This window comes from Runella sp. (assembly GCF_027484545.1).
Lineage (GTDB): Bacteria > Bacteroidota > Bacteroidia > Cytophagales > Spirosomataceae > Runella.
Window position 1 is genome coordinate 1 of record NZ_JAIXST010000079.1, and the last position, 21,539, is coordinate 21,539.

At 41.5% G+C, this 21,539-nt stretch carries 16 protein-coding genes; 3 read left to right on the forward strand and 13 right to left on the reverse strand.

Annotated elements, in window-relative coordinates; all coding sequences use genetic code 11:
• Nucleotides 1–304: 304 nt before the first annotated feature.
• Both Q0081_RS07265 and Q0081_RS07270 read right to left on the reverse strand, forming a co-directional pair.
• Nucleotides 305–1,003 (reverse strand): MIP/aquaporin family protein, encoded by a 699-nt coding sequence (locus tag Q0081_RS07265; protein WP_298350808.1) that lies wholly within the window; start codon nt 1,001–1,003, stop codon nt 305–307.
• 102 nt (nt 1,004–1,105) lie between these two features.
• Nucleotides 1,106–3,217, reverse strand: coding sequence for a PQQ-binding-like beta-propeller repeat protein (locus Q0081_RS07270; protein ID WP_298350810.1), 2,112 nt, complete (start codon nt 3,215–3,217; stop codon nt 1,106–1,108).
• Nucleotides 3,218–3,321: 104 nt separating this feature from the next.
• Here Q0081_RS07270 and purB point away from each other — a divergent pair, with 104 nt between their 5' ends.
• On the forward strand, nt 3,322–4,665 hold the full coding sequence (gene purB / locus Q0081_RS07275) for an adenylosuccinate lyase (protein WP_298350812.1): 1,344 nt from the start codon (nt 3,322–3,324) through the stop codon (nt 4,663–4,665).
• Between the two features lie 64 nt (nt 4,666–4,729).
• Here purB and Q0081_RS07280 read toward each other — a convergent pair whose 3' ends face one another.
• From Q0081_RS07280 to Q0081_RS07305, 6 genes are all read right to left on the reverse strand, one after another.
• Nucleotides 4,730–5,593: an Rpn family recombination-promoting nuclease/putative transposase gene (locus Q0081_RS07280; protein WP_298350815.1), complete on the reverse strand. Its 864-nt coding sequence runs from the start codon at nt 5,591–5,593 to the stop codon at nt 4,730–4,732.
• A gap of 60 nt (nt 5,594–5,653) precedes the next feature.
• Nucleotides 5,654–6,037, reverse strand: a complete 384-nt coding sequence (locus Q0081_RS07285; protein ID WP_298350818.1) for a hypothetical protein — start codon at nt 6,035–6,037, stop codon at nt 5,654–5,656.
• Between the two features lie 45 nt (nt 6,038–6,082).
• A complete protein-coding gene (locus Q0081_RS07290; protein WP_298350820.1) occupies nt 6,083–6,628 on the reverse strand; it encodes an HD domain-containing protein in 546 nt (181 codons plus the stop codon).
• Nucleotides 6,629–6,830: 202 nt separating this feature from the next.
• Nucleotides 6,831–7,889, reverse strand: coding sequence for a hypothetical protein (locus Q0081_RS07295; protein WP_298350822.1), 1,059 nt, complete (start codon nt 7,887–7,889; stop codon nt 6,831–6,833).
• Nucleotide 7,890: 1 nt separating this feature from the next.
• Nucleotides 7,891–9,006 (reverse strand): ParB N-terminal domain-containing protein, encoded by a 1,116-nt coding sequence (locus Q0081_RS07300; RefSeq protein ID WP_298350825.1) that lies wholly within the window; start codon nt 9,004–9,006, stop codon nt 7,891–7,893.
• Nucleotides 9,007–9,238: 232 nt separating this feature from the next.
• Nucleotides 9,239–9,931, reverse strand: coding sequence for an arylesterase (locus Q0081_RS07305; RefSeq protein ID WP_298350826.1), 693 nt, complete (start codon nt 9,929–9,931; stop codon nt 9,239–9,241).
• A 109-nt stretch (nt 9,932–10,040) separates the two neighbouring features.
• Here Q0081_RS07305 and Q0081_RS07310 point away from each other — a divergent pair, with 109 nt between their 5' ends.
• Both Q0081_RS07310 and Q0081_RS07315 read left to right on the forward strand, forming a co-directional pair.
• Complete coding sequence (locus Q0081_RS07310) at nt 10,041–10,724, forward strand: ABC transporter ATP-binding protein (RefSeq protein WP_298350829.1); 684 nt, start codon at nt 10,041–10,043, stop codon at nt 10,722–10,724.
• Nucleotides 10,725–10,793: 69 nt separating this feature from the next.
• Nucleotides 10,794–13,328 carry an ABC transporter permease gene (locus Q0081_RS07315; RefSeq protein ID WP_298350832.1) on the forward strand — a complete coding sequence of 845 codons (2,535 nt, stop codon included), beginning with the start codon at nt 10,794–10,796 and terminating at the stop codon, nt 13,326–13,328.
• 121 nt (nt 13,329–13,449) lie between these two features.
• Here Q0081_RS07315 and Q0081_RS07320 read toward each other — a convergent pair whose 3' ends face one another.
• The 5 genes from Q0081_RS07320 to Q0081_RS07340 form a co-directional block, all read right to left on the reverse strand.
• Complete coding sequence (locus tag Q0081_RS07320; protein WP_298350834.1) at nt 13,450–14,907, reverse strand: M56 family metallopeptidase; 1,458 nt, start codon at nt 14,905–14,907, stop codon at nt 13,450–13,452.
• A complete protein-coding gene (locus Q0081_RS07325; RefSeq protein WP_298350837.1) occupies nt 14,897–15,286 on the reverse strand; it encodes a BlaI/MecI/CopY family transcriptional regulator in 390 nt (129 codons plus the stop codon). Before Q0081_RS07325 ends, Q0081_RS07320 begins: the two co-directional genes overlap by 11 nt.
• Before the next feature lie 169 nt (nt 15,287–15,455).
• Nucleotides 15,456–17,021, reverse strand: a complete 1,566-nt coding sequence (locus tag Q0081_RS07330; RefSeq protein ID WP_298350839.1) for a VCBS repeat-containing protein — start codon at nt 17,019–17,021, stop codon at nt 15,456–15,458.
• Between the two features lie 129 nt (nt 17,022–17,150).
• Nucleotides 17,151–18,746: a SusD/RagB family nutrient-binding outer membrane lipoprotein gene (locus tag Q0081_RS07335; RefSeq protein ID WP_298350842.1), complete on the reverse strand. Its 1,596-nt coding sequence runs from the start codon at nt 18,744–18,746 to the stop codon at nt 17,151–17,153.
• An 18-nt stretch (nt 18,747–18,764) separates the two neighbouring features.
• Entirely contained in the window at nt 18,765–21,419 is a 2,655-nt protein-coding gene (locus Q0081_RS07340) for a SusC/RagA family TonB-linked outer membrane protein (protein ID WP_298350844.1), read from the reverse strand.
• Nucleotides 21,420–21,539 lie beyond the last annotated feature (120 nt).

Genomic DNA, 21,539 nt, shown 5'->3' on the forward strand with positions numbered 1-21,539 from the left:
TGGAGCACAGCAAGTTTTAAATCTGAGAACAAAAAACCTTAGTAATCAATGGGATGAGGTAATTCAATTGGTCAGAATGGCCGCTTAGGAAGCAATCCTGCATACATTCGTACACCCATGACGAATTAACGAATGACGAAGTACGAATAAAATACAGTACAAGGTTGCAGGAGTATCTTAGCACCTCAGCAGCTTTGGTGATTTCATATTGAGGTAACCTTTAGTTGATATGTATCTGTACAACACTTATTCGCTCATTCGTAAATCGTCATTCGCTCATTCGTCATTCGTCATTCGTATCAGCTTACATCAACAAAAGTCCTGCGATGATAGCTCCGGTAATAGGCCCCGCTACCGGAACCCATGCGTATTTCCAATCAGAATCACCTTTACCCGCAATCGGCAAAAGGGCATGAGCAAGGCGAGGTCCTAAATCGCGAGCGGGATTGATAGCATAGCCTGTTGTCCCTCCCAAGGATAAACCAATCGACCACACCAAAATTCCGACGGCAAATGGCCCTAAGCCGGTCGTAAATGCGCCAATTCCTTTAAGTCCCATCAACAAAATGATGGTTCCGACAACTTCACTAAAAAAATTGGAACCCGAAGCACGAATAGCCGGGTCGGTGGCAAACGTAGCCAATTTGGCTCCTTTGTCTTCCGTTTGGGCATATTGCGGCAAATGATATAACCACACTAAAGTAGCCCCCAAAAACGCCCCAATCATCTGAGCACTGATGTAACTGACTACTTTACTGTACTCATTTTGGGCTACGGCCAACCCAATCGTCACGGCTGGGTTAAGGTGTGCATCATAACCGCCGAAGGCTTTCGAAACATAAATTCCAATGGTTACGGCAAATGCCCAACCGGCCGTAATGACAATCCAGCCGCCATTATTGCCTTTGGTGTTCTTTAAAACGACATTGGCTACTACGCCGTTGCCCAACAAAACTAAAACAAGCGTACCGAGGAGTTCGCCCAAAAAAGGTGAAGGAGTCATTTAAGTGTAGAGGTTAAAGTTTAGAGTGTAAAGGTTTGAGTTTACTAACTATACTATAAATGTAAAAGACAATTCGTGTTCGCAAATAAATACAAAAATAACTTACGGCAATGCAAATACGACGTATTTATCCCCTGATTTAGTTTTTAGCTTTCCCCCGCCGCACGCAATTACCACATATTGCTTTCCTGCGATTGAATACGTGCTCGGAGACGCATAGCCTGCTGCCGGAAGTTGGGTTTGCCACAATAAATTCCCTGTTTTTTTATCAAATACCCTTAACTTCTCGTCACGCGTAGCGGCTATGAACAACAAACCGCTTGCGGTCACGAGCGGCCCGCCGTAGTTATCAGTTCCCGTAATGGGAACTCCTTTAGCGGTCAATTCAGGATATTCACCTAACGGCACTTGCCAAAGTCGTTCTCCGGTATTCAAATCAGTAGCCGTCAACGTACCCCACGGTGGCTGACTGATGGGGTATCCATTGCGATCGTACCACCGATTATATCCAGTATGTTGATACGGCAACGCCCCGCTTTTAGAACTAATTACCTGTGTATCTGACTCTTTCTGAAAAACAAAATCAACAATGGCTTTTCGTTCCGCTGTCGAAAGATGCGTCATTGGCGGCATCATGGCACGGCCTTTGGGAATGAGTTTATCCACAGCATCGGCAGTTAGTCGTTTATTGATATTGACCAACGACGGATACGAACCGTCGTGATTACCGCGTCGGTCTTCTCCGTGACAGGCCGCACAATTCTGTTTGTACAATTGAGCCCCTGTTACAAATCGACTTCTTGTTTCCTGCTTTTTGGCAACCAATGAAGTATAAACGGGAATTTCTTTGGAAGGAACGTACAGAATTCCTTCGGGGTCAGCTGCGGCGCCCCCCCATTGTCCGCCGCCATCGGTGCCCGGGAAGAAAATGGTTGTTTCTTTTCCAATGGGAATGTAAGCGCTGCCCGTTCTCGCTTTTCGAATCAAGCTAACGAGTGAATCACGGTCGGCTACGAATGAATTCAGGTCTTTTTCCGTAAAACTTTGCCGGGAAAAATACGTGGGTTTGACTGGAATGGGCTGCGAAGCGGCTGGATACTCCCCTATTACCCCATCATACGTAAATTTTCGATCTTCAATCGGGAACAACGGTTTTCCCGTCACGCGGTCAAACACAAAAATGTAGCCTTGCTTCGTGATTTGCGCCACCGCATCCACTTTTCGGGGCCGACCGTCGAGGTCTTTATGGGTGACAGTAAGCAAATTTGGCGGAGCAGGCGGGTCGCGGTCCCAAATATCGTGACGAACCAATTGGTAATGCCAGATGCGTTTGCCCGTTTTGGCATCCAACGCCAACAGGCAATTGGCAAACAAATTATCACCTTTGCGATTGCCACCAAAAAAATCAAACGCCGCCGAGCCCGTGGGCGCATACACGATGCCGCGCTCGCGGTCGATGGCCATGCCTGCCCACGCATTGGCTCCTCCAATGTTTTGACGGGAATTGGCCGGCCAAGTATTGGCGCCTACCTCTCCCATTTGCGGAATGGTATGAAACGCCCACACCTTCTTACCAGTTCGGACATCATACGCCCGAATATCTCCCAAAAGTGCTGTTTCGCTTTCAGAAACGCGAACGCCCACAATGAGCAGGTTTTTGTAAATCACATTAGGCGTGTTGGCGCTCACGTACTCATCCGCACCCGGGCGTTCGAGTCCTTCTTTCAGATTAATTCGACCATTTTGACCAAAGGTTGCTACAGGTTTTCCCCTCAAAGCATCAAAAGCGTACAACCATTTACCGGCTCCGATAAAAATGGTTTTCTCCTGTCCTTCTCTCCAATACGTTACTCCCCGACTCGTAGTGCCTTCGGTTTCAGTAATTTTCGATTTCCAGATGGGATTCCCATTAGCGGCATCCAACGCAAATACCTGCGTATTGGCCGACACTCCGTACAAAATTCCGTCTACAATGATGGGATTGCACTGCATTTGAGTGCGATGAAAAACAGTATCTGCCCCTCCTGAAGCATACGTCCAGGCCACTTTGAGTTGCGAAACATTTTGGGCATTGATTTGGGTCAAGGCAGAATAATGGCTACGAGCTCCATCCCCGTTGTATTCGGGCCAACTTTCATTACTTTCAATGAAGTTAGGCGCGCTGATAATGAGAGTAACGAGTGCTGATACGGCAAGAAGGGTGGCAATTTTCATAGAGAAAGGGATAGAAAACAGTCTGTTTATAAAAGCATTTTCAGGGATTTTCTACCAAATCTTTCCGATTCCCGGCGTATCTTTGTTGCTTTAGAACCCAAGCTATGCAATTAAATTCCCTGACAGCTATATCTCCCGTAGACGGACGCTACCGTAGTCAAGTTGAAAATCTTGCTCCTTATTTTTCCGAATTCGGACTGATTCGCTATCGCATCCTCATTGAAGTAGAATATTTCATTGCCCTGTGCGAGTTGCCTTTGCCGCAATTGAAAGACTTTGACAAAACCGTTTACGCTGATTTGCGGGCCTTGTACGGGGAGTTCTCACAGGCAGATGCGTTGATGATCAAAGAGATTGAATCGGTGACGAACCACGACGTAAAAGCGGTTGAATATTTCATCAAAGAGAAGCTGAAAGACAAGAATTTAGGGGAGTTTTTGGAATTTATTCACTTTGGATTGACTTCGCAGGACATTAACAATACCTCCATTCCCTTATCGCTCAAAGATGCCCTGAAAGCTAAAATTGTGCCGATGTTTGAGGAAGTAATTACCAAATTAAAAGCACTGGCCGAGGAATGGAAACACATTCCAATGTTGGCGCGTACCCACGGGCAACCCGCTTCTCCAACGCGTTTGGGAAAAGAATTCGGGGTATTTGTCGAACGCCTTGAAAAGCAGCTGGAAATGCTCAAAGCCGTTCCTTTTGCGGCAAAATTTGGCGGAGCCACGGGAAATTTCAACGCGCATCACGTAGCCTATCCCGATATCAATTGGGTTGACTTTGGAAATCATTTTGTGAATGATTTGCTCGGACTTTCGCGGAGTCAATTGACGACGCAGATTGAGCACTACGATATGATGGCGGCGTTGATGGACACATTTAAACGCCTGAATACCATCTTGATAGACCTCGACCGTGACATTTGGACATACGTTTCGATGGAGTATTTCAAACAAAAAATCAAAGCGGGAGAAATTGGTTCGTCGGCCATGCCGCACAAAGTAAATCCGATTGATTTTGAAAATTCGGAAGGGAATTTGGGAATTGCCAACGCCGTTTTTGAACATTTATCGGCCAAACTTCCGATTTCACGTCTTCAACGCGATTTGACCGATTCTACCGTACTCCGAAACTTAGGCGTTCCGTTAGCGCATACCGTCATTGCCTTAAAAGCTTTGATGCGTGGGTTGGGTAAATTGGAACTGAACGAGCGTGCTTTTTACGCGGATTTGGAAAACAACTGGGCTGTGGTAGCCGAAGCGATTCAGACCGTTTTACGCCGCGAAGCCTATCCCCAACCTTACGAAGCCCTTAAAAATCTCACCCGCAAAAACGAAAAAATCACTTCACACGCCATTGCTGAATTCATTGATGGCTTAGACGTTTCGGACGAAATTAAAGAAGAACTGAGAGCCATTTCACCGTTCAGTTATACGGGAGTATAATGCGAAGTTTTTTATATCATTTGCTGCCGTTGGTGTTTTTCGCCAACGGCTTATTTATGGAAAGTTATTTTCTCCTCAACTCCCCTATCTGCTGCAAAGTCAATCCCGTAGCTTCCACAATAAAAGAATCCTCTGACCCCAAGTCGATTAACTTTTTAGTGATTTCAAGTTTTAAATTTTCTTTCACTTTATACTCAGCTTCTTCTCGCATAGATAACGCTTCGCTGGCTTTTAGATGGAGGTAATCCAAATACCGATTGTAGCCGTACTGTTGCTCTTTATTGAGCCTCATAATGTCCAATACTTCTTGGGCTTCTTTTAAGCCTTTGGCCTTAAATTCATCTTTCACTTCGGAATTCTTAAAAAAATACACCCATTCATCAAGTGTATCTTTCGCCTTGTCGTTGAACTTATTGACTTTGATAATATAGTATTCAGGGAAAATATCCGAGACCTTTTCTTTCTGAAAGGTTTCTTTTTGACGGGATGAAAGTTGTAAAATATCTTTTTTGTGAAGTCCCTCAAACTGAACGCCACCTTTATAAATATAGTCTTTTCCTTGACCTAAATCGAAATATACGATGTTCACCGAAATCACTTTCTTTACTTGCGAATAGGGAGTATCTAAAGATAGATTTTCAGCAACGGCTTTGGAGGTCCCAAAATTCATTCGATGAAAGTAGTCTATCTCGTAAGTATTTTGAATCTCAACTATAATGAGCTCGTTTTTAGAGTTTTCGGTTAGAATATCCACTCTGTTAAACTTGTCGTCATCATTTTCTTGGTTCGACTCGCTTTCTAAGATTTCCTTAATGCGAATAGTATCAAAAAGAAGTTCACTCAAAAATCCTTCTAACACCACGAAGTTGGCTTTGTTGCGAAGAAGTCTTTTGACTGCCCAATCAAAACGAATTAGTTTTTTACTCATTATCAATTTTTTATGTCAAATACAAAGATACTGAAATAGTATCCGTTTATTTTACTCCAACTACTCCTCCGTTTTTTTCTCTAATACTTTAATCTCGGTGATTTCTTTTTTAATCGCCTGGCGAATCAGGGCATACACATTCATATAGAGATTGGCTATCCAAATTAAAGCAAAGCCTGCAATTACGTAGCCGCGCCAATCATTCAACAGCAATTTAAAACCGGTCAAAAAAAGGAAAAAGAGGGTGATATAGTGGCTAAAGCAATACTCGCAGGTAAAAAGATAAAAGAATTTTCGTTTCAGTAGCGCCGTATCCTTCTGACTTCGGTTTATGCAGTATTCCCTTGGTTCACGAAAGATTTCTTCGTGTGTAACTGTCCAGGCTACGCAGGCAATGGGCAAGGCCAACAGAAAAAGCCATTGAATTTGGGTTGTAATTTCCATAAGTTGAACGTGGTGTGGCACCTAATTTTAAACAAATTGAATCGACTACGTTTGAAGGTACTTTTCGTATTCTGCTATTTTCAACCGTAATCTGTTTTCAAGAAACGCATTACCGCCTTTTAATTCTTCTAAAATGAGGATGGCCTCTTTTTGATACGCTATTTTCTTTGCCGTGTCCCAATGTTGAGGAGGGATTTGCAAATTCGTAATTCTATCCGCTAATTTCACGGCCCAAATTTCTTTTTGCTGTTTCCTGATTCGATTCAGGCTATCCCCCATCTGTTCCGATTTAGGCAAATCTCCATTTTTTGTCAGAGCCAAAACTCCTTCGGCAATCGTTGGCCCAAATGCCTCGGAAAGCTCCTCCAACGTAGTGGTGGTATCTTCCAACGTATCATGCAAAAGCGCCACCTGAACGGCAAAATCGACATCGAAATCGGTAGAATTTTGCGCAGCAATTAAAATTTCCATCGCCACATTACTCAAGTGTACCACATACGGCAGTTTTGTGCCAGGAACAAGTTGATTTTGCTCCACATGCTTTAAAGCAGCAAACTTGATGGCTTTTTGATAATACGATTGAGTTTGCATTTAGTGGGTTTTAAGGTTTCTGCGATGGGCGGTTTGCAGATGGGCGATGGGCGGGATTTCTATCACTAATGTTGATGTTGTGCACAAAACTTTCGGCTACCACAAAACTGTCTGCGGAGCACGAAACCCCGCCTATTGCAAATGTGCTGTTACCTGCTGGGCTTCTATTCATTATGAGTTTATCAGCGGGTTCTCCATTGTCTTAATTGAAGTCAACTTTCGCAGTTTCTAATTCCGTTAATAAATCTTCATATAGTGCAACTACATCATTTTCTTTATCACTTTTTTCAAGCAATTCAATTATTCTAAACCTGTCAATAAGAACGGCTGAATGAAGTTTGATATTATTTAACCATTTATTGTCCAATTCACGAAATGACTTTGGAATAAAATGAAATAATTGATAATCGTAGCCAAACAAAATAAATTGTCCCCACTTAGATTTATTAGCATCAAACAATTTATCCTCCCAATCATTTCCACAAGCACATTGAGCAAAATAGGTTGGAAGCATGTGAAGATTGTCTGCAAACGAAACCCAAGCAACCCAATCCAAACCACCATCGCCAACATTATGAACACCAGCGGCATTTTGAGTGAAATCTGGATGTAAATGAAGCCTTAAACTTTTTGACAAAGCACTTACTTTATCAAAAAATAGTTGTCCAGTTGGTTGTCCAGTTTCGTTCGTAGAACCACCTGCTCCAAAAAATTCTTTTTTAGAAATTGTCGGAATTAATAAACCAAATGGGTGTTCACACAAACTTTCAAACCTATGAGTTATTCTGTAAGAAAATCCACCTTCTCGGGTAATCACTCGAATCAACGATGATATTAGTAAAATGATATAAATTTTATTTTTGTCAGTCAATCCGCCTTTTAAGGAAACAGAATATTTATTGTCAATTTCAAAAGGGTAATAATTGCTTGCAATTGTTTTTCTGCACTTCATGTAATCAATTACACCAATGATTGCAGTCTTTATTCTTTGTTCATCTTCGGGGTCTGTGTCGTCTTCAAATTGGTCATCTGCAATCCTATCAATGCTTGGTGTGATGACTATCTTCCCCATTGCATTTATCTGACGCAATGCTTTTTTTGCATCATCATCGTTTTCATCTAACAATCTATCTTTTATCGCTTCAACGCTAAGCTTTCTGTCAGGGTGAAGCATAGTAAGTAATTCAATGTAATCAGCCCAAACATTGTAATCTGTTTCCTGCTTAGGCAATTCAATTTTGCTTATATCTAAGTAGGGCATATTATTCTTCGTTATTTTGGTTCTTAAATTTATTTTTTCTTATTGTTTTTCTGATGTGAGAAGCAATAACATCTACTGAATTGGTTATTTCTTCTAATAGGTCTTCGTCTTTTTTAGTTGGTGCTTTTGCTTTATGAATTAACTTTTGTGCTTCATTCAAATTAGAAATTGCTTCACCAAGATAAAATCTAATATTTTCATCAGATAAATCAGTAAGCTCGGCTGCTTCTGTAATAGATTTCCCATCTTCAATAAATGCTTTTTTCGCTTCTTCATTTTGAAGAATTTTGTTGAGTAATCTAAGATTTCTATTGTCGCCAATTCTTGTTCTTCCTGTTTCTGTAATTTGATATAACCACTTAGTTAGTTGTTCAAAATTTTCATGCTTAATATTTGCAAATGGTTTCTCACTATTTACATCAATCCCTGCATACTCGGCAACAACGGATTGTCCATTTAGAACATCTGAAATGAGAGATAAATCAAATGACTCTTCATTTAAATACTCCCCCATTCCAAACCAGTTTCTTGTTCTTACTATTTGAAAAGCTTGGTAGCCGATTAAAAGTTTTCTTATATAGTTACCTTTACTCCCAATCTCTCTAGCTATCTCTTTGTATACTTCATACTCAAATCTGTTTTTCTTTATAAACAAATCATATAGGTATCGAGCTTTAGAAATTAATGGCCATTGCTTTACACCCGAAACATGTCTAAAGCCTAAGTAATTCTGAACCTCATTTCTGTCAATGCATTTGTAAACCCAAATTTCCGTTGGGATATTATTTTTTAAAATTGCAGTTTCTGAAATTGCTCGAATTGTTCGTGGACTTTCTGTTGCTAATCCAGGATTAGCCAAAAGTTTAATAGAAGCAAGTCGTCTGTTTCCTTCTACTACAACTTGTTTACCTCCTTCTTCAACAATCAGGATTGGCTCTCCGTTAAAAAAGCCATTTTCAGCTATTGAAGCCATCAAGTCAACCAATGTTGCATCGGACAACATCCAGTTTAAAACGTCTTTTTCAGGTGCGTTTTTTAACCTTTCTGGCAGTCTTGGATTTTCTGGGTCTAAATGAAGATTAGCAACGGATAGTTGAATAAATTGATTTGATGCCATATTTGATTTTATATTTTTAATTTTCCTTTGTTTATGTCTGTTTGCAAAGATAGTTTTTTAGTTCAAAGATGAAATGTTCAAAGTTAGCACTGTCCCCTAACCTTACAGGTAACATCCGTGTAAACGAAAGTTTAATAAAGGGCAGTTTCGTTTATTACTCATTTTAAGGTGCATTTACGAAAGTTACCTGTTTTTAAAATTTTTCACTGTGGCAGGAATAAATTACCTTCACTTACACTTCATTCACCAACATTCCTTCCAACACTTTCCACACATTCTCAGCCACAATTTTGGCTCCTATGGCGTTGGGATGGATGCCGTCTTTTTGATTCATTTTTACTTCACCGCCTACGTTTTCGAGTAAAAAAGGGATAAGAGCTGCGTTGTTTTTCTTGGCCAATTCCAGGAAAATCACGCGAAATTCATCCGCGTATTTTTTGCCCATGCTTGGCGGAACCTGCATTCCTGCCAAGATGATTTTTGCCTCCGGGTATTTTGCTTTTACCTTGTCAATCATGGCTTGGAGGTTTTTGCGGGTTTCCGTAACAGGAATACCGCGCAACCCGTCGTTTCCGCCCAATTCCAAAATAAAAATGTCGACCGGATTTCTCAGCACCCAGTCAATGCGACTGTTGCCGCCCGAAGTAGTTTCGCCGCTTAATCCTCCGTTTACGACTTTATACGGCAATTTGAGCGAATCCAAGCGATTTTGGATTTGGGAAGGAAATGCTTCGGCAGGCTCCAAACCATAACCGGCGGTGAGGCTGTTGCCAAAGAACAGAATGTTTTTTACCTTTTTTGCGGGGGGAGCCACTTCGGCTTTCGCAGGACTTGATTGCTCCGCAGTTGTTTTTTCGCTGCTATTGCAGGCCACTAACAGGACTGTCAAAAAATAAAGTGTGTACGCTGAAACTATTTTAGGCATATTGTATTTTGTTTGAAAGGCTGACACAAAATAAACTAACGAAAATAAGCATAAGCTTTGTTCCTCTCAGGCCTTGTGCGCATTCTGAAAATTGTAGAAAAGTTTAACTATGGCAAATATACTTCATCTTCACCAAGTTGGTAAGGTTTATCGCAGTGGAAATCGACATTTAAAAGTACTGGATGATGTCAATTTTTCGGTCGAAGCAGGCTCTACGCTTTCGATTGTGGGTCCTTCGGGAAGTGGAAAAACCACCTTACTCGGACTTTGTGCAGGTTTGGACCGCGCTTCGAGCGGGCAGGTAGAACTTAATGGCATTCGACTCAACGACCTCAACGAAGACCAATTGGCCGACGTGCGTAATCGTCACATTGGTTTCATTTTTCAAAATTTTCAACTCATGCCCACCCTTACGGCCCTCGAAAATGTGATGGTGCCGTTGGAATTGCGAGGCGAAAAAAATGTGCGTACTGGTGCATTGGACTTGCTCGACAAAGTAGGTTTGGCCGACCGAGGGCACCATTATCCTACCCAATTGAGCGGGGGAGAACAGCAACGGGTTTCGTTGGCTCGGGCGTTTTCCAACCGACCCCAAATCCTTTTTGCCGACGAGCCTACCGGAAACCTCGACGCCGAAACCGGGGTAATGGTGGAAAAATTGCTGTTTGACTTGAACAAAGAATCAGGAACGACGCTCATTTTGGTGACACACAACTTAGAATTAGCCGCCAAAACCCAACGGATTATTCGAATCAAGGGCGGCAAGATTTTTTCGGATACACTTACTGCATAAAAACAACCACTGATTTACAAAGAGTTACAGAAAGTATTCCGCACTCCTCAGTGGTTTAACCATATCAATATGAACACAAATTTCAGTTGGTTACTCAAAATGGCTTGGCGCGACAGTCGGCGTAATTATTCGCGGCTGTTGTTGTTTATATCCTCCATCGTATTAGGCATTGCAGCACTGGTTGCCATCTATTCCTTAGGCTATAATTTACAGCAAAATATTGATACACAGGCCGCCTCCTTGTTGGGTGCCGATTTGGAAATCTCTGACAATCAACCGCCAAGTAAGAAGATTACCGGTCTGATTGATTCCTTGAAAGGACAGCAATCGAAGGAGTTGAGTTTTGCGTCCATGATTTATTTCCCCAAAAACAGCGGGACACGTTTGGCGCAGATACGGGCGTTGGAAGGCGATTTCCCCTATTATGGTGAGTTGGAAACCGAACCGGCAACGGCGGGCAAAAGCTTCCGCACCAAAAAAGAGGTATTGGTAGACCAAACCCTGATGTTGCAATACCAAGCCAAAGTAGGTGATTCACTAAAGGTGGGCGAAGTCACCTTTTTGATTGCGGGTATTCTAAAAAAAGCACCAGGACAAACGGGCATTGCTGCCACGGTAGCACCTTCGGTCTATATTCCGTTGTCGTATTTGAAGCAAACGAATTTGGCGCAAAAAGGCAGTCGTATCGTTTATCGGTATTATTTTAAGTTTGACCCTAAAACACAAATGGAACCTTTGGTCAAGAAAATTGAGCCGCGTTTGGAAGCTGAGGACTACAATTACCGCACAGTTCAAAGCCAAAAAGAAGATACCGGTCGCTCCTTTCGGGATTTGACTCGTTTTTTGAGTTTAGTAGGGTTCATTGCGTTGTTATTGGGTTGCGTGGGCGTGGCAAGTTCCATCCATATTTACATTAAAGAAAAACTCAATTCGATTGCCATTTTGCGCTGTTTGGGCGTAAAAGCCGGACAGGCATTTTTGATTTACTTGATTCAAATTTCGGGAATTGGGCTCATTGGCTCTATCCTGGGTGCGGTCTTAGGGGCTGTGATTCAGCAGTTTCTACCCGTTGTTCTGAAAGATTTCTTACCTTTTGAATTGGCAACTGACCTTTCTTTTTCAGCCATTGGACAAGGCATTGTATTGGGATTGATTATTTCTAATTTGTTCGCACTGCTTTCGCTGATTTCCATTCGCAAAATATCTCCCCTCAACGTACTTCGTGCATCGTATGAACAGGCTCAAATCACCAAAGACCCCTACAAGTGGTTGATTTATGCTTTGATTTTGCTCTTTGTGTTTGGGTTTACGTGGCTTCAAATGAAACGATGGACCGAAGCCGTAGCTTTTACGGTGGGGGTTACGTTCGCTTTTCTGCTGTTGTTGGGCATGGCTACGCTGCTTATGTGGTTGGTACGCCGTTTTTTCCCGACTTCGTGGGGATATTTGGGTCGGCAGGGATTGGCCAATTTGTACCGCCCCAATAACCAAACCGCCATCTTGATGGTGTCTATCGGATTGGGAACGATGTTCATTTGTACCCTGCTTTTTGTGCAGGCGATTTTGCTCGACCGCATCAAACTCTCCACCGACGGTGACCAACCGAATATGGTCTTGTTTGACATTCAAACGGGTCAAAAACAGGGGGTAATGAATTTAGTAAAACAGCAAAAAATGCCCGTTTTACAATCCGTACCCATTGTAACGATGCGTTTGGAACAACTCAATGGTCAAACTTCTACCGAAGCACTCAAAGATACCACTAACAAAAGATGGCGCGGGCTGTTCAGTCGGGAGTACCGGGTGACGTTCCGTGACTCGTTGATTTCGACTGAAAAGGTAGTGAAAGGCACTTGGAAGGGCGAAGTCAAAGACCTGAATGCTGCCGTACCGATTTCCTTGGAAGATGGTTATGCGGAACGAAATTCAATCAAAATCGGTGATACACTCACCTTTAACGTGCAGGGAACCATGCTTACGACCGTCGTGGCAAGTTACCGAGATGTGGATTGGGCAGGAGTGCAAACCAATTTTTTAGTGCTTTTCCCGAAAGGTGTGCTGGAAGATGCGCCTCAATTTCACGTATTGCTCACGCACGTACCCAACAACGAAGCTTCGGCGCGGTTTCAACAGGCTGTAGTACAGCAGTTTCCTAATGTTTCACTCATAGATTTGGGGCTGATACTCACTGTCTTGGACGACATTTCTACCAAAATCGGCTTTGTCATTCGCTTTATGGCCGGTTTCAGTATTTTGACGGGTTTGATTGTCTTGATTGCATCGGTGCTGATTTCCAAGTACCAACGTATTCAAGAAAGTGTCCTGTTACGCACCTTGGGAGCAAGCCGTCGGCAGATTCTGATTATTACCGCATTAGAATACTTTTTCTTGGGAACCTTGGCAGCCGCTACGGGAATTTTGTTAGCTACAGCAGGCAGTTGGGCGTTGGCCCATTATAGTTTTGAAACGGCGTTCAATCCTCAATTCCTTCCCGTTTTTGTGGTATTTTTAGTAGTGGCCGTTATTACGGTCTTCATTGGTTTGGTCAATAGCTTAGGCATTTTGTCACGTTCTCCGTTGGAGGTGTTGCGGCAGGATGTGTAGATGCATAGAACTTTGACAAAGTTTGAAACTTTGTCAAAGTTGATATTTTTACTTCAACAAAGCTATTTAAATTTCGTCTAAGAAAAAGGCGACACTTATTAGTGACAACTTTTTCTTAGATTTATTTTTCTTCAACAACAAATTCAAGGTCAACTATCCATCCTTTTGGCGTTTGCTTAGGCAATGGATTAATACCGATTTTGTCAGGATTGAAATAGCCGATTTTAGAAAGAGTACGCTGGGCATTAATCAATTTTGTACGATTAAACAATTCTCCCTTTTGAATGCCAATTTGCTTAATAATTTCCTCTTTTGATACTTTGTTATTCCCTTTTATAATAAGGTCGTTAATCAGAACCTTTTCACCCTCAAAAATTGTAATCTCAACCTCCATCTCGTTATTTACAATTTCTGATTTAAGGTTTGATGTGTAGAACAGATATCCTTTATCCATGTATAAGTTGGAGACACTGACCAGTCCAAAAGCTTCAATGAGTGCATAAATATCTTTTTCATCATACTTATCCCCTTTTTTGATTCCTAAAGCTTGGTCCAATTCAGAGCTTGTATAGAGCTTATTCCCAACCCATGTAATCTTTCGGACGGGTAGCTTTTTATCGGGCGTTATGTTTTTTGTTTCAACTTTTGCATCTACAGTTAGTAAAGTCTTATTTTCATCTCCTAAGAAAGAGCATGAAACTATAGTAAGTGCTAAGGCGGGAATTGCCATTAAAAAGCGCAGTTTTTGAATTTGGCCGGATTTAGGTTGAGTGAGCATAGTGATTCGGTTTAAAATTTGATTGTTTGAGATTCCGTTTGCAATAGGGAAATTAGTTTGTTGAAGGGCTAATTTGAGAAGTAAATGGCTGTATTGTTTTAAGTCTTGATGCCTTACAACCTCTGCATCTACTAAATATTCATGTACCAACTTGACTGATTTTTTGAGGTAATTTATCACAGGATTAAACCAGAAAATAATTCCAACAATTTCCAATAAAAGCAAATCAAGGGTATGTCTTTGTCTCACATGAACCTGTTCATGATGAATCACCTGCAGTAATTCTTCCTGTTTTAATTGAGTCATCACATCCTCAAGAAAAATGTGGCACATAAATGAAAAAGTAGGCATTGTGGTTTGGGTGTAAACGGAAAAATAGGATTCCTGCTGTGTTTTTTCACTTTGCTGAATGAGCCCGATAACCACTCGTAAATTTTTGATAAAAGACCATAGCTTATATATAAATCCCGAGGTATAAATCGCCCCCAATAGAAAAATCAGTTGGTCTGGGTCCTGCGTTTTTTCAAAAAGTTGACTTGGTAAAGACAACTGACCTTTTGTTTGCCAAACAGCAGGGCTGAGGTTCCAATGAAATGCATTGATTATCTCCTTCTGATTGTCATACAACCAAAATGGTGAAGGAGTAAGCGGAATAATGAGTGCTAAAAATACGCTGCTTAGCAGATACCAACGATTCCATTGGAAATAAGTGGTTTTACTCAGGAACAAGCTGTAAATGAGCGCAAATAAGAGCAAACAAGTCGTCGATTCAGCCAGATAAATAAAGAAATTAGTTAGCATTGGCAGGAGGATTATCATTAGCTGTGTCCTTATTTAGCATTTCTACAATCTTTTGTATATCATCTTGGCTAAGTTTTTTTTCTTTTACCATAAACGATAACACATTCTCGGGAGAGCCCTCAAAATAATTGGTTAGAAAATTGGTAAAAGTAAATTTTCGATAGGCCATTTTTGAAATCTTTGGAAAGTACTCGTGGGTTTTTCCGTATGCCTTATACCCTACAAATTCTTTTTTTTCCAGAATTCGAATCAAAGATGAGACTGTATTGTAAGGGGGCTTTGGGTCCGGCATTTTTTCGATTATATCCCTAACGACTCCTCTTTTCAAATCCCAAAGGATTTGCATGATTTTTTCTTCCGCTTTTGTTAATGCTTCCATAATTCAAGCAAAACGTTTATTTTAGTTATATAACTTATTTGACAGTTACAAAATTGTAAAATAAGTTAATAAAAAACAAGTATTTATTTTCAGAGGATAGGAATTGGGAGTTAATTAATTGAGAGACAGGAGTTAAGGGAGGCAATAGTGGCTCTTAATACGGCACCTTTTATTTTTTCCAGTTCGTAAGCACCAACAATTGTGGGAAGGAAGTAACACCTTTAAAAACTAACTTTGTCAGTTCGCCCACGTTTTGAAAATACGAACCGAGTACAATGTCAATATCGCCGTCGTGGTCAAAGTCGCCCGCTTCCATGGTCAGCCATTTGCCGGATGCGGCTTCGGGGGTAGAAAATGCTTCAAAATTCAGGTTTCCTTGGTTGGAAAAATAGACAAATCCCTGCTCGGGATGTTCCAAATCGTCGTAGAAAGAAATCGCGGCAATGTCCAAATCTCCGTCGTTATCAAAATCCCGTGCCATGGCTTTACTCGTTCCGTTAAGCGGATAAAACCAAGCTTCCTTGAAATTGTCATTACCGTCGTTGAGATAGATACGTATGCCATGGTAGTTTTTTTGCACAGCGGAATAATCCCAATTGTCGCCGTTGGTTAAAAGAATATCCTGAAACCCGTCTTTATTAAAATCCACCAATTCAAAATAGCTGACGCCATAGACCGGTGGAAATTTCAGTACCGTTTTTTCCTTAAAATTCCCGTTTCCCTGATTATAAAAGATGGATACTTCTTCGTGAACCTGAGCCATTAAGACCATTAAATCAGGTTTTTTGTCCTTGTTAAAATCCCTGACTTCCACTCGTCTCGCGCCGGGTAAGGCTTTCAAAATGTGTTCTTTTGCTGAAGAAAAATCATCATACCAAAACAGTTTTCCGGTATTGTTGCCAAACCCGCAAACAATCAAATCTTCCTTTCCATCCAACGTAAGGTCAGCGGAGGCAAACTGAACGGGTCTTGGCAGCGAATCAAAGTAAACGGCAGTTTCGGTGGCAGAAGTGTCCAGGGAAATGATTTTTCCAGGTTTTTGGTCAGAAGGATTAAAGGTGCCGATGGTAAGCAATCGTGGCTTCGCATTTTTCGGAAAGTAAATATCCGACGGCGGACTGTCGACGTTCCACAAAGCTTTCATTTGAAAGGCACTGTCCACCACGTATAATTCATTCTGAGCATCACCCACGTAAAGCAGTGAGGTTGCGTTGTCGTATTTCAACAACGTCGTTTTAGGGACGGGTTTATCACCGATTGTGATTGTGGTTGCCTTAAATTGAGGAAGCGAGTTGGAGATTGAAGGGTGAGGTTTTTGTAAAAGAGGGATTTCAGGTGCTTCTTTTTCGTAGTAGTTGACAATTTTAGTCCATTCTTCCGTAGAAAGCTGCGCCGTTTCGGGATATACGCCCAGTTGGCGCAGTATTTTTTCATCTTCAGCCGCTAAGTCAGCGTATGGATTTCTGCCTGCCTCTTTTAAACCCAATCGTAAACCCATATTGGGCAACACACTGCCGACCCACGTTTTTTTATCCAACAGAGAAGGCTCAGGAAACAGATGACAGCTTTGGCAATATTTCTGAGCCAATTGTTTTCCTGATGAGGTTGAGTCCAACGCATAATTTCCATGGATGGATTTGACGCTACCGATTTCGCTCTTTTCCTTTTTGAAAGAAAAAGACAGTACCCAAAGGGAAAGAGCCGCAAGAAACCCGGTTTGAATGGACGACATCATGTTTATTTTTTATGCTCACAAAGAAAAAAATTCCGAGATAAATCTATCTCGGAATTTATAACTACTTACCAAAGTTCAACTCTAACGTTGTATTTTTAATGAGGTTTACTCCGTATTTAAGCCAAAATACTATTTAACATCCCAAAAAATCTTGTTAGTAAGCTTATCTTGATCCTTAATCGCCGAATAGTTGGAATTATAGGTGATTTCATTGTCCGGGATTGTCCAACGAGATGGTGGTAACGTTTGATTGTTTGAGTTGTCTGGCACAAAACTAAACTTAGGCATATCAAGTCTTCTCACATCAGACCAGTTTTCAAACGCCTGAGTAATGTTATAGTGAAGCCATTTTTGGTCAGCAATCAAAGCCAACTTATTGGCAGCCGTTCCTGCTTTGGTCCAATTTACACCATCTTTTGCAATGTAGGCGGTGATTTGAGCAGCAGTTGCAGGAACTGGGATGTTTTTCTCCCCCACAATATTATTGCTTTGTGACAATATTTTATTGTAAAACGTAACCGATTGCTCAATGGCTGTTTCGTAAGCAGTTTGAGCCTTTGCATCGTTACCAGTTCTCAAATAGTATTCAGCTTTTATTAAATTTACTTGGGCAGCATTAATTAATACACCTGGAAAAAAGTTATTCCCACTGAAGGTGACACGATTATAAACTGCGGCCATTCCGTCATTTGCCAAAGCCGTTTGAACATTTGTATTTGCCATAGGATCAATACCTATATATTCTCCTTTGGCATTGTTTCCTGGCTGGAAAATAACAGGTAAACGAGGGTCACTATTGGCTTTCATGTGGTCAATGATTTTTTTGCCCGCAAAGTTTATATACCAAGTGGCTCCTGACTCAAGTGCACTTCTCAGACCTGTGGAATTGATGGGTGTATTCAGGTCAAAAACATTCATCTGAATATTTTGTGCATTCGTTTCTACGATAGGGTAGGTAGTAGCAGCACCCAATATCTCCGCTATCTCCGAGTTGGCACGAGCTTTAAGACTTTCTACATCAGAAACCCTGTTTAGCATACGCAAGCGAAGCGAATTGGCATAGCGTTTCCAAGCATTAATATCCCCGTAGTTTACAAAATCCTGAATTGTAAATGATTTTTGATAACCTGCGGTTAGCGTGATTCCGTTCAACTCCGTAGCAATGCTTTTCAAATCGTCCAACATCATGGTATAAAGTTCCTGTGGAGAATCAAACTTTGGCAATGAGCCGGCATAATCTCCCCCGTTTGCGCTGAGTAGCCCTGCTTCTTTGAAAGGTATGGCGCCATGCAAATCAATTAGCTTTTGGGTATAATCGTACAAATAGACCGTAGCTGCAAGCATAAAAATTTTCTTTTCCTTTTGCTCTTCTGCGGGTCTTTGCGCATATATTTTTTGTAGCTCACGATACTGAGCCAGCGTACCATAATAATTGAACCATACGTCTTCCACACCAGATGAACCTGGAACGTATTGTCCTTCGCCGTTTACCCAACCTGTGGTTTGCACATAGTGGTTGATTGTGGTGCGGAGCGTAACAAAGTATAAACGATAGCCCGGAAGAACATAGTCTCTGTTTGATTGCAAGAAACCCGTGAATTGCTTTTCAATGGTCGACGTTGCAAGCTTGGATGGATCTGGATACGCCTCAATAAATTCAGATTCTTTGCAAGACATCGCAAATAATAGGAGTCCTGCTAACAAAATGGATGATATTTTTTTCATTTTCTTGTTCATTTAAAATTAAAAACTGGCTCTTAACATGACACCTGTTGTACGGAACGATGGGTTGTTTCCTGCATTGTTGACGTTGTCTGTCCAACGAGTACCAGCATTGGTTTGCTCTGCATCCAAATCTTTGATGGTTCTGTAGAAGAAGAACAGGTTACGGCCGAATACAGACAATGTCAGGCTTTGTGCGCCAATTTTAGAGGCAATAGACGAAGGCAAAGTATAGCCGAACGAAAGCTCTCTCATTTTTGCGTAGGTATTATCCACTACGTATAGTTCATAACGAGAGCTGCTATACTGAGGTCCTCCCCAGTTGTAGGTACTGTTATAATAGACAGCTTGTGATATAATATTGGTGTTTTTCTCTCCGTTTGCCAGCACGCCATCCATTAACATACCATCATTATATACGGGTTGTCCAGCAGGTCCTGCTGTTCCAGTAGTGGGAATTCCTTTTCCATTATCAACATAGTACCTTAGTCCACCACGTTCGGCATCCATGTTGGTTAAGCTTTGCTCTGTCAAACCTCTGGAAGTCATCCAGTTGATACCAGTTGGCATAATACTTCCACCTATTCTGAAGTCAACAACTGCCTCAAGACTGAAGTTTTTGTAATTAAAACTGTTGATAAAACCGCCCACAATTTTTGGCATGGCATTACCCACTTTCTTCCAAGCTGGGTCAAGTTGGTACAAGCCGCTGGGACCTACCACATTTTTGCCATCTTTTTGCAGGATTCCATATGCATAAATATCACCCATGGGTTGGCCGACAACAGACCTTAGCTGGGCTGCATTACCGTCGTAATCGGCATGTAAAAGTTCGGTAGAATTGTTCGCCAGTTTTTCAACTTTATTTACATTCTTAGCAAGGTTCAAAGTGATATCCCAGTTCAAATCAGTAGCAGATTTTCCTCTGATTGGCGTGGCGTTAAGTGCAATTTCTAATCCTTGGTTTCTTAAAGTACCAATGTTGGCAAGAATTGCTCTGGCACCAGTAGATGAGGCAATGGACAACGGAAGTATTTGATCCACAATCTGTGCATTGTAGTAAGAAATATCCAATCCTAAACGATTGTTGAAAAATTTGGTATTAATACCAAATTCGATTTCACGCTTTTGCTCTGGACGAATCAGGTCATTGCCATAGGTTGCTCCGAGATTTGTAAATAATACGGAGCTTCCACCTGTCTGCTGAACACCAAGTGTACCTTGGTTGTAGGCTACGTTTGCAGCATAAATACCCGGATAGTTGCCCACCACACCGTAAGAAGCACGGAGCTTACCAAAGCTAAAGAAAGAAGGCAGACGAAAGGCATCCGAGAATACAAAACTTGCATTGACCGACGGATAGACAAATGTATTACTTCCTTTTGCTAAAGTAGAAGTACGGTCTCTACGGATTGTTCCTTCAACAAATACGATATTCTTATAGTCGAAATTCACCGTTCCCAAATAAGCATCTCTGATAAAGCGATTACGGCTTTGTCCACCACCAGCCACATTGACTGATGCGGCGACATCAAAGAAATTTTCTGTACTCAAGCCACCGTTGGTACCACGACTTAAAGTCGTATTTAGAGCGCTATTGGCAGTATATCCACCCAATACAGAAAACGACATGTCTTCATTCAGTTTTTTGGAATAGGTCAAAAGCAAATCACCATATACACTATTGTACAAATTGTTGCTCATCCCAAAACCGCCGCTGTATCCAAATGCCAATGGTACTGCACTGTAGTTTTTGTTTTCGATACGTTCCGATGTCAAGTCGGTAGCAATACGTCCTCTTAGATTTAAGCCACTGACGATATCCCAGTGTTGGGTAATACTGGCAATAACACGGTTGCTATACTCGTCAGACTCATTTTTGCGTACATTCCATACATAATCTGCAATATCCGCTTTGAAACCATTGTATCGAATGTTTTCGTTTGGCGTTAAGCTCTGAGTACCCGCTCCATTGACAAATCTGTATCCAAGACTCGTTTGGTACCTGGTATTGTACCAGTCAGCCGACTCAAAACGATCCATCATACCCGTAAAGTTGTTGATCATACGATCCACCATAAATGGACGGTTATGGGTATATTGATTGATAAAATTGACCATTAAATCCATTTTTAGTCTCTTATGGGGATTAAAACTGGCGTTAAGGTTGGCAATGTTTTTAGTGTTTTTGGCACCATAGCTTATCATTCCATTGTCTTGGCGAGTAAAAGAAAAGCGAACATTAGAATTGTCCGAAACCTTGGAAACTGCTAAGTTGATGTTGGAACTGGAGGTGTTTTGGAATAAATTACCATAGCTGTTGTTGGAAGGAGAATAAGGTCTTATCACGCCATCCCACGACGTAATAGGCTGCCCGTCAAATTTTGGCCCAAAGTTGACAGTAGCCCCAAGCAGTCCTCGTGTTTCTTTAACGCCATCACCGTTGGTGTCATAAGAGATAAAACCATTGGCATCTTGCCCGCCATTGTTATAGTTTAGCGGGTAGCCTGGCCCTCTAACATTTTGGTAACGAGGAAGATATGCTACCCTGTCTGCATTGTAGCTTGCGCTGAAATCAACGCCCAACCCTTTTTTACCCTTTCCGCTCTTAGTGGTTATTAACAAAACACCGTTTACTGCTTCGGAGCCATACAGTGCTGCTGCAGAAGCTCCCATAAGAGTATGTCTAAAAATTTTTTTTCAATTTCTTGCCAAAATCATATCAATAAAGGCAATTTGAATAAAAGCAGCCGAAGATTCTACGGTTTTTTCGTAATCTTTACTCAAACGCCTAAA

What these genes read in the sequence shown, in the direction of transcription:
- Q0081_RS07310 (WP_298350829.1), top strand. Translation starts at nt 10,041, where the DNA reads ATGGCAAATATACTTCATCTTCACCAAGTTGGTAAGGTTTATCGCAGT.
- Q0081_RS07270 (WP_298350810.1), bottom strand. Translation starts at nt 3,217, where the DNA reads ATGAAAATTGCCACCCTTCTTGCCGTATCAGCACTCGTTACTCTCATT.
- Q0081_RS07340 (WP_298350844.1), bottom strand. Translation starts at nt 21,419, where the DNA reads ATGGGAGCTTCTGCAGCAGCACTGTATGGCTCCGAAGCAGTAAACGGT.
- Q0081_RS07320 (WP_298350834.1), bottom strand. Translation starts at nt 14,907, where the DNA reads ATGCTAACTAATTTCTTTATTTATCTGGCTGAATCGACGACTTGTTTG.
- Q0081_RS07290 (WP_298350820.1), bottom strand. Translation starts at nt 6,628, where the DNA reads ATGCAAACTCAATCGTATTATCAAAAAGCCATCAAGTTTGCTGCTTTA.
- Q0081_RS07300 (WP_298350825.1), bottom strand. Translation starts at nt 9,006, where the DNA reads ATGGCATCAAATCAATTTATTCAACTATCCGTTGCTAATCTTCATTTA.
- Q0081_RS07335 (WP_298350842.1), bottom strand. Translation starts at nt 18,746, where the DNA reads ATGAAAAAAATATCATCCATTTTGTTAGCAGGACTCCTATTATTTGCG.
- Q0081_RS07305 (WP_298350826.1), bottom strand. Translation starts at nt 9,931, where the DNA reads ATGCCTAAAATAGTTTCAGCGTACACACTTTATTTTTTGACAGTCCTG.
- Q0081_RS07315 (WP_298350832.1), top strand. Translation starts at nt 10,794, where the DNA reads ATGAACACAAATTTCAGTTGGTTACTCAAAATGGCTTGGCGCGACAGT.
- Q0081_RS07285 (WP_298350818.1), bottom strand. Translation starts at nt 6,037, where the DNA reads ATGGAAATTACAACCCAAATTCAATGGCTTTTTCTGTTGGCCTTGCCC.
- Q0081_RS07330 (WP_298350839.1), bottom strand. Translation starts at nt 17,021, where the DNA reads ATGATGTCGTCCATTCAAACCGGGTTTCTTGCGGCTCTTTCCCTTTGG.
- Q0081_RS07265 (WP_298350808.1), bottom strand. Translation starts at nt 1,003, where the DNA reads ATGACTCCTTCACCTTTTTTGGGCGAACTCCTCGGTACGCTTGTTTTA.
- Q0081_RS07295 (WP_298350822.1), bottom strand. Translation starts at nt 7,889, where the DNA reads ATGCCCTACTTAGATATAAGCAAAATTGAATTGCCTAAGCAGGAAACA.
- purB (WP_298350812.1), top strand. Translation starts at nt 3,322, where the DNA reads ATGCAATTAAATTCCCTGACAGCTATATCTCCCGTAGACGGACGCTAC.
- Q0081_RS07280 (WP_298350815.1), bottom strand. Translation starts at nt 5,593, where the DNA reads ATGAGTAAAAAACTAATTCGTTTTGATTGGGCAGTCAAAAGACTTCTT.
- Q0081_RS07325 (WP_298350837.1), bottom strand. Translation starts at nt 15,286, where the DNA reads ATGGAAGCATTAACAAAAGCGGAAGAAAAAATCATGCAAATCCTTTGG.